Source organism: Halomonas sp. 3A7M (assembly GCF_014897875.1).
Classification (GTDB): Bacteria; Pseudomonadota; Gammaproteobacteria; order Pseudomonadales; family Halomonadaceae; genus Vreelandella.
The window spans coordinates 1-12,026 of sequence record NZ_JABUZD010000138.1 but is presented as its reverse complement, the minus strand read 5'-3'; the positions used below and the strand labels follow the sequence as shown (position 1 = coordinate 12,026).

The window sequence follows — 12,026 nt, the reverse complement described above, 5'->3', positions numbered from 1 at the left end:
GTCGATAGCCTAATGCGTCAAGGGCTGGGAATGAGCGACTCCCCCCAGCTTTCCCGCGCCAGCGTGAAAAAGCAGCTGCGCGCCTGGGGCGTGGCCGAAGCTACGCCCACCTCGCTTGCACTGCTGACTGAACAGCAGCGTGCCAACAGCGTGATCATTGTCCAGGATGCCTTCACCAGCCACTTTGAAGCCAAGCTGGTGATAGACGTGGTGGAACTGCTGTCGCGGTTGAATCTGCGGGTGTTCGTGATGCCATTTTCTGCCAACGGCAAGCCGCTGCAAGTGCAGGGCTTTTTAGGCGCCTTTGAGCGCACGGCGGAAAAACAGGCCAAGCGCCTGCGGGCACTGGCAGAGTTCGACGTACCCATGGTGGGGATCGACCCGGCGATGACGCTGACCTACCGCCAAGAGTACGTGAAAGCCTTAGGTGCCGAGCAGGTCCCCGAGGTGTTCATGCTGCAAGAGTGGCTGGCTACCCGTATGAACACGCTAGCGCCTCGCCCACTGAACCTAACCGACCCTGGCTTTAAGCTGCTGTCTCACTGCACCGAAAAGACCAACGCCCCAGGCAGCCCAAAGGCTTGGCAGCAGGTGTTTGCGGCATTTGGTTTAGAGCTGGAGTTAGCCATCACAGGGTGTTGCGGCATGTCGGGCACTTACGGGCATGAAACGCGTAATGTCGCAACCTCCAAAACCATTTATGCCCAATCCTGGCAGCCCCAGGTGGAAGCCGACGAAAACACGGGCAAGCTGCTCGCCACCGGCTACTCCTGCCGTAGCCAGGTGAAACGCTACTCAGCACAAACGTTGCACCACCCGCTTCAGGCACTACTTACATGCCTCAAGCGGGAAAGTTAATAAGCGTTTAACACCATTGATTAAAAAAACAGCTGCTTGAGGGCTTGGCCAGGGTCCTCTTCACGCATAAAGGCTTCACCAACCAAGAAACCGTTCACCTCATGGTCGCGCATTAGCTCCACGTCATCGCGGGTATGGATTCCGGATTCAGTGATGACCGTGACGCCTTCAGGAATGCGCGGCAGGAGGTCTAATGTGGTGTTCAGACTGGTCTCGAAGGTATGCAAATTACGGTTGTTGATGCCCACCAGCTTTAGATCCAGCGCTAGGGCACGCTCTAACTCAACGGCGTCATGCACTTCTACCAGTACATCCATGCCTAACGCATTGGCTTGCTGATGCAGATCGCGCAGCTGGGTGTCGTCTAGGGCAGCAACAATCAGCAGGATGCAGTCTGCACCGATGGCACGCGCTTCGGTTACCTGATAGCGATGGGTAATAAAATCTTTACGAATAACGGGAAGGTCACAGGCATCGCGGGCAGCGATCAGAAAGTCTTCATGCCCCTGGAAGAAATCGGCATCCGTTAATACTGACAAGCAGGCTGCGCCGCCCTCAGCATAACGCTTAGCGATATCGTCAGGATGAAAATCCTCACGTATCACGCCTTTGGAAGGCGAAGCTTTTTTCACCTCAGCGATAACCGCTGCGTCACCAGCGGCAATACGCGCATTCAGTGCAGCAATAAAGCCACGGGGGGCGCTTTGCTTGTCAGCCAACGCCAGCAGTTCTGCTTCAGAAACCGCTTGTCGGCGCTCGGCTACTTCTTCGTCTTTACGAGCCAAAATACGCGTTAAAATTGTTGGCGTTGCCTGGTCAGTCATTAGATTTTTTACCTTTTAAAGACGCTAGTGAAGTGTGAAAGCTCTCGAAGCTTCTCTAGCGGTAACTTTGAGGCCTGCGCATCCTGGGCCACCATCACCCCTTCTTTTAAGCTGTCGGCCACACCAGAGCAGTAAAGTGCGGCACCCGCATTAAGGGCCACTATATCTGCCGCCGCACCCTCGCCACTCAATGCGGCTTTTACCAGTCGTAAGCTGTCTTCAGCGCTGGCTGCTTTAAGCGTAGCTAAGCTTTGTCGCTCAATACCCAACTCTTCTGGAGTGATGGTGTACTCAGTAATTTCGTCATCTTTTAGTTCAGCCACGCGCGTCGGTGCCGCCAAGGAAATTTCATCCAAGCCATCTTCAGAGCACACCACTAACACGTGGCGACTGCCAAGCTTGCGCAGCACTTCAGCCATCAACGGCACTAACTCCGGCGAGTAAACCCCCAGCACCTGGTTAAGCGCACTTGCAGGGTTAGTCAACGGGCCAAGGATGTTAAACAGCGTGCGCACGCCCATCTCCCGGCGCGGCCCGATAGCGTAGCGCATAGCCGGGTGATGATTGGGGGCAAACATAAAGCCCACGCCAACCTGTTCGATACAGCGCGCTACCTGTTCAGGCTTAAGATCAAGGTAAATGCCGGCGATATCAAAAAGGTCTGCACTGCCCGACGAAGAAGAGACGCTGCGGTTACCATGCTTAGCGACATGAGCGCCCCCAGCAGCCGCCACAAAGCTAGCCGCCGTAGAAACATTAAACAGGTTCGCACCATCACCGCCGGTGCCGACAATATCCACTACGTTATCGGTGTGCAGTTCAACGCGCTTCATGAGTTCGCGCATCACCTGTGCCGCCGCGCTAATTTCCTCGGCGCTCTCGCCTTTCATGGCAAGCCCCACTAGCAGGCCACCAATTTGCGCATCGGAGGCTTCGCCGGTCATGATCTGGCGCATTAGCGCGTGCATCGCATTGAAAGAGAGGTCTTCGCGGCGCATCACCGCGTTAATTGCATCTCGCATTTGCATGAACAGAAAAGCCCCTAAAGCGTATAAATTTGGCAATCAGCCGCGTTTTAAAAAGTTAGCCAATAACGCATGGCCTTGGCGCGTGAGTATTGACTCAGGGTGAAACTGTACCCCTTCAACATCCAGGCTGCGATGACGAAAGCCCATTATCAGCCCTGGCGTAACGTCATCGTCTGCGGTCCAGGCAGTGATTTCAAAACACTCCGGTAAGCTTGTTTTGTCTACCACGAGTGAATGATAACGGGTCACTTCTAACGGGTTTTCAAGCCCGCTAAAAACACCCCGCCCACTATGTACAACGGCAGATGTTTTACCATGCATCACCTGGGGCGCTCGCACCACTTTACCACCGTAGACTTGTCCAATCGCCTGATGCCCAAGACAAACCCCCAAAATAGGCAGTTTACCCGCAAAGTGGTCAATCGCCGCCAACGATATGCCCGCCTCATTAGGGGTACACGGCCCCGGTGAAATGACTAGATGAGTAGGCGCTAAGGCGTCAATCTGTTCAAGGGTAAGCTCATCGTTGCGATAGGTCATGACCTCGGCACCCAGCTCACCCAGGTACTGGACGATATTGAATGTGAAGCTGTCGTAGTTATCAATCATCAATACACGTTGCACTACCTGCACTTGCGCCATCGCCGCAGCTACTCCATCACATTAATCAAACCCCTTGGTAGGGATGATACCCCAACCCAAGCACCACTTGCAGGGCCAAGGGTCGGCTAAAACATTCGCACTTCTAATACTCTGGTAATTTTCAGTGAGGAACAAACACTGAGTTTATCAGTAAATTATGAAGAGCTTTTCAAGGTAATCAAAAATCCTTAAAGCGACTGGTTAGCCCTTCCTGCTAGGTTTAAACAACTTGGCAGCATGACGAAACTGGCAACAGGCCATGACTGTCTTTATCATCTGCCGACTTTTTAATGCGTTAGGAGCGTGACATGGACAATCGAGCACCCTGGATAATAACGCTCGTATTGATGACGACTGTCAGCAGCCCTCACGCGCTGGGAGACACCTCGTTTAACGTCATCGCTTCGTTTTCAGTCATTAAAGATTTAGTGAAGCGTGTCGCAGGCGACAGCATCGGCATTACAACCATTGTGCCCACAGGTGAAGATGTTCACCGCTGGGAGCTTCAACCGCCAAATGCCCTGGCTGTCGAGGAAGCTGACATTGTTTTCTACAACGGGTATGGGCTAGAGCCATGGATACGGCATATTGAAGCCATGGCAGACGATTCACTAACGCTGACAGCACTTGCAGAAAGTGCCGACTATGAGCTGCTAGCGATTCCGGTAGGCCAATATAGAGACAGCGCTGATCCGCATATGTGGATGGACCCAAAAGGGGCAGCCGCTTATGTTGATGTGATAGAAGAAACGCTTATCGAACGCTATCCCGAGCAGGCTGAGGCGTTTGCCACGCGCGCCGCTGAAACTCGTGAAGCACTGGCGCTGTTAGATCATCAACTTAGGGAGCGCTTGGAAGGCATTCCGCAAACGAATCGCATGCTCACTACCAGCGAAGCCTCCATGGCTTACTTTGCCCGTGCCTACGGTTTTGAGTACGCCGCCATTTGGGGGATTGGCAGTGAGACAATTGGCAGTGCACAGGCGATGGAAGCAATGAGCATGCAGCTTTCACAAAAACGCCCGCCTGCACTGTTCTATGAAAGCACCTCTCCCTATATCCACATGGATGCACATGCCCGAGCAACGGAGCTTTCGCTGGCAGGGCCTTTATACGTAGATACCTTGAGTGATACTGACGGCCCCGCTTATAACTACCCTGCTATGTTGCGCCATAACGCTGAATTACTGCATGAATACCTAGGCGGCGCACGGGCAGAAAAGCAGCCCTAGAAAAAACAGCCCCATCACCGACTGTTTTACTCCGTCAGCGCCAGCAATGAGCTAATGATCACGTCAGGCTGGCTATGCTCAATCGGCTCGCCGTGGTTATAGCCGTAAGGTAACGCCACGGTAGTAAAGCCAGCAGCTTTGCCCGCGGCGATATCGTGGCGTGAATCGCCTACCATGACACTTGCCGAAGGTGGGATATCCAGCTGTTGGGCTACATGGAGTAGCGGCAACGGGCTGGGTTTTTTCTCGGCAAGCGTGTCACCGCCAACACAGTGCGCAAATAGCGCCAATAGCTCAAAATGGCTCAAAATTGGCGCAATAAAGCGCTCAGGCTTGTTGGTAATCAACACCAGCGGATAGCCCGCCTTGTGCAAATCGTGCAGTGCTGTTCGCACGCCTGGGTAGAGCCTGGTTAGCGCATTGGGGGCAGCACCGTAATGGCGCATAAAAGCGTCATAGGCGGTGGTTTGTAATACCTGCCCCGGCGCCTCTGATAACGCCCAGGTTAGTGCTCTTTCGACAAGTACCTGCGCACCATTACCCACCCAGTTACGCACATGCTCTTCACTGGGCACAGGCAGCCCAACATCGCTGAGCGCGCGCTGAACCGCTATCGCTAGATCCGGGACCGAATCAATTAAAGTGCCATCTAAATCAAATGCAATTAACCGTTTACCCTGCAAAATGGCATGCACGCTCTCTCTCCCTAGGCTAGGTAAAAATATTTTTCAAAAAATGGCCGTTAGTAAACGTAATCGCCGTTAATTCTTTTATCCTACCGACTTAGCACGTCGCCAACCACGCCCGAAAGCTCTATGCTGTGATCATCTTATCCGAGGAGAAAGTAATGACCATCCCCCGAATTGTGATCGTCGGCGGCGGCGCTGGCGGACTTGCTCTAGCAACACGCTTAGGACGCACGCTGGGCAAAAAAAAGCGCGCCGAGATTGTCCTGCTAGACCGCAATGCCACCCATGTATGGAAACCACTTTTACACGAACTCGCTACCGGAGTATTGAACTCCAGCATGGATGAAGTGGATTACCGTGGCCACTCTTCCACACACCATTACCGCTACCAGCGCGGCTCTTTAAATGGCCTTGACCGCGAACAAAAAGTCATTCACCTAGCACCCATCAAAGATGAAGACGGCGTTGAAATCCTTCCCTCTCGAAAACTAACCTACGATTATTTAGTAATAGCGCTCGGCAGTATTTCAAATGATTTTGGCACGACGGGCGTTGCGGAACACTGCCACTTTATTGATTCGCCTCAGCAGGCCAAAGCGTTTCAGCGCGATATGATCAATACCTTTTTGCGTTATACCGATCCAACGCTGCGCCAAAACGCTGAACTGACCATTGGCATTGTAGGCGGCGGCGCAACGGGCGTAGAGCTTTCTGCCGAGCTTCTAGATGCTTCGCGCTTGCTTAACGCCTACGGCGTAACCGCTGTTGACCACCAAACGATTAGCGTACACCTCATCGAAGCTGCCCCCCGCCTGCTGCCCGGTTTGTCAGAGCGTATTAGTGAAACAGTGCAGCAAGAGCTGGAAAATATGGGGGTCACCGTTCACGTCGGTACCGCTATTCAAGAAGCTCAGCAGTATCAATTGGTAACCGGCGATGGCGAGGTTATCGAAACGGATCTGAACGTGTGGGCAGCGGGCATCAAAGCACCGCCATTTTTGGCTGAATTAGACCTGACCACTAATAAGAAAAATCAGATTAACGTCCACCAAACGCTGCAGAGCGTCGATGACCCTTATATTTTTGCCATGGGCGACTGCGCCGACTGCCCTCAGGGCGAAGGCAGCTCCGTGCCACCCCGGGCACAGGCTGCTCATCAACAGGCAACGTTACTCGCCAAAAACCTGATGCACTGCCTGGATAGCAAACCACTGCAAAGCTTTACTTATCGTGACCATGGTTCGCTGGTGTCGCTCGCCCGCTACGATGCGGTAGGAAAGTTGATGCGCAGTTCCGCGTCTCGTGGGCTGTTTTTAGAGGGTTGGTTAGCGCGCCAAGCCTACGCTTCACTTTATCGAATGCACCAACTTTCTATTCATGGCGCACCCAAAACGGGGCTCGCATGGCTGGTTGATAAGTTAAACCGCTACTTAAAGCCCCGTATGAAATTGCACTAAGCTGTTTGCTTAGCCGTTATTCTTTGCCAACTCGGCGCGCATTTGCTGGATAACGCTATCGTAACCGTGCGGGTCGCTTGACTGGTGAGCGTTAAAAATAGCTGAACCAGCGACGAAGGTGTCGGCACCCGCAGCGGCGATATCAGCTATGTTATCTACCTTAACCCCACCGTCGATTTCTAAGCGGATCGGGCGACCTGAGGCATCGATACGTGCCCGCGCCTCACGCAATTTATCCAGCGTACCGGGAATGAATGACTGACCGCCAAAACCCGGGTTAACGCTCATCAACAGCACCATATCAACTTTGTCCATGACATAATCGAGATACGAAAGCGGTGTTGCCGGATTAAATACCAGTCCTGCTTTACAGCCACTATCGCGTATTAGCTGTAACGAGCGATCAACATGCTCAGAAGCTTCCGGGTGAAACGTAATGTAACTCGCCCCAGCCTCACTAAAATCGCCAATCATACGATCTACAGGCTTAACCATTAAGTGGACGTCTATGGGCGCCGTCACGCCGTGCTGGCGCAGAGCTTTGCAGACCATCGGCCCAATCGTCAGGTTCGGCACATAGTGATTATCCATGACATCGAAATGGACAATATCGGCTCCAGCGGCCAACACATTGTCGACCTCTTCACCAAGACGCGCGAAATTAGCGGAAAGAATCGAAGGGGCAATCAGGAAGTCCTGCTCAGCGCTCATAGTGCATTCCTAGGTTAACAGGGGAAAGGAAGGCCCCTATCTTACCAGAGCCACCTAAGAAGCCCCATCTCCCTGCCGTTAAAGCTCAGCCGACAATGAATGCATATCTTTAAATACATATTTCCAAATAGAATATAAAACATAATTGTAATTCCACAATCACAGGTTTAACCTTATCCTCATTGCGATTAAATCGCCCCCATATACAAGGAGCCTGTAATGACGCGATCTACTTTTTTCCGCACTGGCCTGCGCCGTAGCCTGATAGCCACCGCTGTTGGCGCGACTGTGGCTGTCACCGCTGTTTCAAACACGGCGATGGCGCAAGAGCGCGAGTTACTGAACTCTTCTTACGATATTGCCCGTGAACTGTTTTCGGCTATCAACCCGGAATTCCAAGCATGGTGGCAAGAAGAGCACGGTGAAGAGATTGCTATTAGTCAGTCTCACGGCGGCTCATCAGCACAAGCGCGCGCGATCATGCAAGGCTTGCGTGCGGATGTCGTTACCTTTAACCAGGTGACTGATGTTCAAGTACTTGCAGATGCAGGCCTAGTGGCCGAAGACTGGCAAGACGCATTCGACAATAACGCCTCCCCTTACTACTCCACTACGGCGTTTTTGGTGCGTAAAGACAACCCGAAAGGCATCGAAAGCTGGGATGATCTCGCGAAGGAAGGCGTACAAATCGTTTTTCCCAATCCTAAAACATCCGGCAACGGCCGCTATACCTATCTAGCGGCTTGGGGCTTTGCGGAAAATGAATTCGACGGTGATGAAGAAAAGATTCAAGACTTCATGCGCACCTTCCTGCGCAATGTTGCGGTGTTTGATACCGGCGGCCGAGGTGCCACCACGAGCTTTATCGAACGCTGCATTGGCGACGTATTGATCAGCTTTGAATCAGAAGTAAACAACATCCGTGGCGAATACGGCAGCGACGACTACGAGGTCATCGTGCCGCCGGTCAGCATTCTGGCAGAGTTCCCCGTTGCGGTGGTGGGTGAAAATGCTGAGCGCAATGGCAACAGCGACCTTGCCCAGAGTTATCTTGAGTATCTCTACCGTGAAGACACCCAGCGCTTGCTGGCAGGCTTTAACTATCGCGTTCACGACGAAACGGTTGTGGCCGAATTTGCCGATCAATTCCCCGATACCGAACTTCTTGAAGTTGAAGATGTGTTTGGTAGCTGGGAAGAAGCAATGGAAAACCACTTTGAAGGCGGCGCCCTACTTGATCAACTGCAACGTCGTTAACGGAACCCCATGAGCCAGCTAGCATTATGGCGGTCCGGCAGCGCACGCGTGCTGCCGGGCTTTGGCCTATCTATGGGGATCAGCGTTCTCTTCATTTCGCTGGTTCTCCTTCTCCCGATCACCGGGCTGTTTGGCCAGTTGGCAGGGCTTAGCCTTACCGAATACTGGGCCATTATTACCGAAGGCCGTGTGGTAGCCAGTTACATGGTCACCATAGGAGCGGCGGCTGTCGCGGCGCTGGTTAATGCAGTATTTGGCTTACTACTTGCCTGGGTACTGGTTCGCTATGAATTTCCCGGCAAGCGCCTGCTAGATGCCTTAATGGACCTGCCCTTTGCGCTTCCCACAGCGGTAGCCGGTATTACCCTCGCTACGCTGTATGCGAGTAACGGCTGGATGGGCAGCTTATTAGAGCCGCTAGGGTTCCAGGTAGCTTACACCTGGGTAGGCATTGCACTGGCCATGGCGTTTACCAGCATTCCGTTCGTGGTGCGCACCGTACAGCCGGTGCTAGAGGATTTACCCGCAGAAGTTGATGAAGCAGCGATGTCTCTTGGCGCAACCGATGGCGTGGCGTTCTGGCGTGTGATCATGCCGCATCTATGGCCAGCTCTCGTTACTGGCACCGGGCTAGCCTTTGTGCGCTCGTTAGGTGAATTCGGGGCGATTATTTTTATCGCGGGTAATATGCCGTACGAAACCGAAATCACTGCGCTGATGATTTTCGTCAAACTGCAGGAGTATGACTACGCGGGTGCCTCCGCAATTGCCTCCGTCGTGCTCTTTGTGTCACTGACCCTACTGCTGGCGATCAATATTTGGCAAGGCCGCTTTGTGCGCCGCTTGCATGGAGGAACAGGCTAATGCGCCGGATAGGTGATGCACCCGCTGTGCGGCGTTTACTCATTGGTGCCGCTCTGTTGCTGTCAGCGCTATTTTTGCTGCTACCTTTGGTGGCAATTTTTGCCCAGGCGTTTTCCCAAGGCGTGATGGTCTTTTGGGCCAACGTTAGCGATACGTTCACCCTGCACGCGATTGGCCTGACGCTCGTCATTGCGTTATTAACCATACCGATTTGCCTAGTATTCGGTGTCGCCTTGGCGTGGCTGGTTACCCGCTTCAGTTTCCCAGGCCGGCGTATTTTACAAACGCTGATCGATATTCCATTTGCCGTTTCCCCCGTTGTGGCTGGGCTTATCTATCTGTTGCTATATGGCCGTAATGGCTGGATTGGCAGTTGGCTAGACACCCACGATATTCAACTGATGTTCGCTTGGCCCGGCATTTTGATGGTAACTATTTTCGTGACCTGCCCGTTTGTGGCACGTGAACTTATTCCGCTCATGCAGGCCCAAGGTTCCCGAGAAGAAGAAGCCGCCGTGACCCTCGGCGCTGGCGGCTGGACCACCTTTCGGCGTGTCACGTTACCCAACATTCGCTGGGCACTGCTCTACGGGATCATCCTCACTAACGCGCGTGCCGTGGGGGAATTTGGTGCCGTTTCGGTGGTCGCCGGAGCTATTCGCGGCAAGACCAACACCTTACCGCTGCATCTAGAGCAGCTTTATCAGGATTACAACGCGGTGGGCGCGTTTTCTAGCGCCGCGCTGCTGGCCCTTATTGCCCTGTTAACCCTTGCGGCCAAGGCAGGCCTGGAATGGCGCGCAGCGCGCCAGGAGGCATTTTTATGAGTATTCGCCTACAGAACATCGCCAAGCACTTTGCCAACACTCAAGCGCTTGAGCCGATCAACCTGGACATTCATGAAGGCGAACTAGTCGGTCTGCTTGGCCCGTCTGGCTCAGGAAAAACCACACTGCTGCGTATTATTGCCGGCTTGGAGAGCGCTGATCGCTCTCCTCAACCCGGTAAAATACTGTTCGGCGACCGCGATGTAACCAACGTTCACGTTCGCGATCGCCGCATTGGATTTGTTTTCCAGCACTACGCTCTCTTCCGCCATATGAGCGTGTACGACAATGTAGCCTTTGGGCTAACCGTGATGCCCAAAAAGCGCCGCCCATCCAACGGCGAGATTCGCGCCCGCGTCTTTAGGCTGTTGGAAATGGTTCAGCTGCAGCATTTAGCTAACCGTTTGCCTGCCCAGCTCTCTGGCGGCCAGCAGCAACGTGTTTCTCTCGCCCGCGCCTTGGCCGTTGAGCCTGACGTATTGCTTTTGGATGAGCCATTTGGCGCGCTGGATGCCAAGGTGCGCCAGGATCTACGACGCTGGTTACGCCGCCTGCATGAAGAGCTTAACTTTACCAGCGTGTTTGTTACCCACGATCAAGAAGAAGCGCTGGAACTTTCTGACCGTGTGGTGGTGATGAGCAACGGACGTATCGAGCAAATTGATACGCCTGAAACGCTCTATCGTTCGCCCAAAAATCGTTTTGTATTTGAATTCCTTGGCGACGTTAACCACTTGGAAGGCAAGGTACACCAAGGTGTGCTCACCTGCGGTGACGCCCATCTCAATGTTGACTTGCCTGACGGTAACGAAGAGCTATTGCTACGTCCTCATGAAGTGCGCCTTGCCCAGCAGCCTAGTGCAGAGAGTCATCTGCCGGTGACAGTGACTGCCATTTCACCGGTAGGTGCTGAAGTGCGTGTTGAGCTGGAAGCCGACTGGCTGGCTAAGCCATGGCTTGCAACGGTGCGTCATGCTGATTTTGAGCAGCTTGAGATGCGCCGTGGACAGCGCCTCTTCGTCCATCCACGGCAATGGCACCGCTTCCCCGCAACAGAGTCAAAAGTGACGGAGCAAAGCCGCGCCGCTTAGGGCATGCCAACAACGGCACAAGCAGAGGGCAGTTTTAGTTCGCGACCGATTTAGAGCTGCCACCTCCTACCTTTCTTTCACTCGCGACAGATAAGCTATCAGCCTGTATCAACAGTTGATTAGCGCATTTGCCTAAACGTGAGGCTCACCCGCGGCTCACAATCTTTCTTGGTTTTAGGCAGGCTATGTAGCCAGTTTTGCTGCGTGGCACCTTTCATCACCAACAGACTACCGTGCTCTAGATTAAGCGATAGACTCTCCCCTGTTTGTTTATGTTTAAACGAAAATCTCCTTTCGCCACCTAGGCTCAACGCGCCAATCACACCATTCTCAACCAGGTCTTTTTCAGCATCACTGTGCCAACTCATACCTTCCGCGCCTGAACTATAGAAGTTACACAAGCACGAATTAAATACGTCACCGCAGTTACTCTCCACTACCTGGTTAATCTCTTGTAAAAAACCAGGCCACACTGACGCCATCTTGGTATATCCAGAGTAGGTATAACCTGAATCCGTGAGACCGGCCCCCGGAAGCACTTCTAAC

General features: G+C 53.2%; 13 protein-coding genes. 7 read left to right on the top strand and 6 right to left on the bottom strand.

Features of this window, described 5'->3' with window-relative positions; translation table 11 throughout:
• A partial coding sequence (locus tag INT19_RS12015) for a (Fe-S)-binding protein (RefSeq protein ID WP_193060908.1) occupies positions 1-858 on the top strand: 858 nt, incomplete at its 5' end.
• Positions 859-878: 20 nt separating this feature from the next.
• On the opposite strand, the gene trpC is transcribed toward INT19_RS12015, so the two are convergent.
• The 3 genes from trpC to INT19_RS12000 are packed head-to-tail and all read right to left on the bottom strand — an operon-like array spanning position 879 to position 3,352.
• Positions 879-1,682 carry an indole-3-glycerol phosphate synthase TrpC gene (trpC, locus tag INT19_RS12010; RefSeq protein ID WP_089038614.1) on the bottom strand — a complete coding sequence of 268 codons (804 nt, stop codon included), beginning with the start codon at positions 1,680-1,682 and terminating at the stop codon, positions 879-881.
• Positions 1,683-1,690: 8 nt separating this feature from the next.
• Positions 1,691-2,710, bottom strand: a complete 1,020-nt coding sequence (trpD, locus tag INT19_RS12005; RefSeq protein WP_193060907.1) for an anthranilate phosphoribosyltransferase — start codon at positions 2,708-2,710, stop codon at positions 1,691-1,693.
• Between the two features lie 36 nt (positions 2,711-2,746).
• A complete protein-coding gene (locus INT19_RS12000; RefSeq protein ID WP_193060906.1) occupies positions 2,747-3,352 on the bottom strand; it encodes an anthranilate synthase component II in 606 nt (201 codons plus the stop codon).
• A gap of 308 nt (positions 3,353-3,660) precedes the next feature.
• Between INT19_RS12000 and INT19_RS11995 the strand changes: the two genes are divergently transcribed.
• Positions 3,661-4,584 carry a metal ABC transporter solute-binding protein, Zn/Mn family gene (locus INT19_RS11995; RefSeq protein WP_193060905.1) on the top strand — a complete coding sequence of 308 codons (924 nt, stop codon included), beginning with the start codon at positions 3,661-3,663 and terminating at the stop codon, positions 4,582-4,584.
• A gap of 26 nt (positions 4,585-4,610) precedes the next feature.
• Here the strand turns inward: INT19_RS11995 and INT19_RS11990 are convergent, their stop codons facing one another.
• Complete coding sequence (locus INT19_RS11990) at positions 4,611-5,279, bottom strand: phosphoglycolate phosphatase (protein WP_089038617.1); 669 nt, start codon at positions 5,277-5,279, stop codon at positions 4,611-4,613.
• A 152-nt stretch (positions 5,280-5,431) separates the two neighbouring features.
• Here INT19_RS11990 and INT19_RS11985 point away from each other — a divergent pair, with 152 nt between their 5' ends.
• Entirely contained in the window at positions 5,432-6,730 is a 1,299-nt protein-coding gene (locus INT19_RS11985; protein ID WP_193060904.1) for an NAD(P)/FAD-dependent oxidoreductase, read from the top strand.
• 9 nt (positions 6,731-6,739) lie between these two features.
• On the opposite strand, the gene rpe is transcribed toward INT19_RS11985, so the two are convergent.
• Positions 6,740-7,441 carry a ribulose-phosphate 3-epimerase gene (rpe, locus tag INT19_RS11980; protein ID WP_089038619.1) on the bottom strand — a complete coding sequence of 234 codons (702 nt, stop codon included), beginning with the start codon at positions 7,439-7,441 and terminating at the stop codon, positions 6,740-6,742.
• Between the two features lie 219 nt (positions 7,442-7,660).
• On the opposite strand from rpe, the gene cysP reads away from it, so the two are divergent.
• From cysP to INT19_RS11960, 4 genes are read left to right on the top strand one after another with little or no spacing between them, the layout of a single operon-like run.
• Positions 7,661-8,698 carry a thiosulfate ABC transporter substrate-binding protein CysP gene (cysP, locus tag INT19_RS11975; RefSeq protein WP_193060903.1) on the top strand — a complete coding sequence of 346 codons (1,038 nt, stop codon included), beginning with the start codon at positions 7,661-7,663 and terminating at the stop codon, positions 8,696-8,698.
• 9 nt (positions 8,699-8,707) lie between these two features.
• The gene (gene cysT, locus INT19_RS11970) at positions 8,708-9,562 is read left to right on the top strand and encodes a sulfate ABC transporter permease subunit CysT (RefSeq protein WP_193060902.1); all 855 of its coding nucleotides are present in this window, start codon (positions 8,708-8,710) and stop codon (positions 9,560-9,562) included.
• Entirely contained in the window at positions 9,562-10,389 is an 828-nt protein-coding gene (cysW, locus tag INT19_RS11965) for a sulfate ABC transporter permease subunit CysW (RefSeq protein WP_089038622.1), read from the top strand. Before cysT ends, cysW begins: the two co-directional genes overlap by 1 nt.
• On the top strand, positions 10,386-11,480 hold the full coding sequence (locus INT19_RS11960; RefSeq protein WP_089038623.1) for a sulfate/molybdate ABC transporter ATP-binding protein: 1,095 nt from the start codon (positions 10,386-10,388) through the stop codon (positions 11,478-11,480). The genes cysW and INT19_RS11960 overlap by 4 nt, the downstream gene beginning before the upstream one ends.
• Positions 11,481-11,599: 119 nt before the next feature.
• Here INT19_RS11960 and INT19_RS11955 read toward each other — a convergent pair.
• A partial coding sequence (locus INT19_RS11955; protein WP_193060901.1) for an alpha-ketoglutarate-dependent dioxygenase AlkB occupies positions 11,600-12,026 on the bottom strand: 427 nt, incomplete at its 5' end.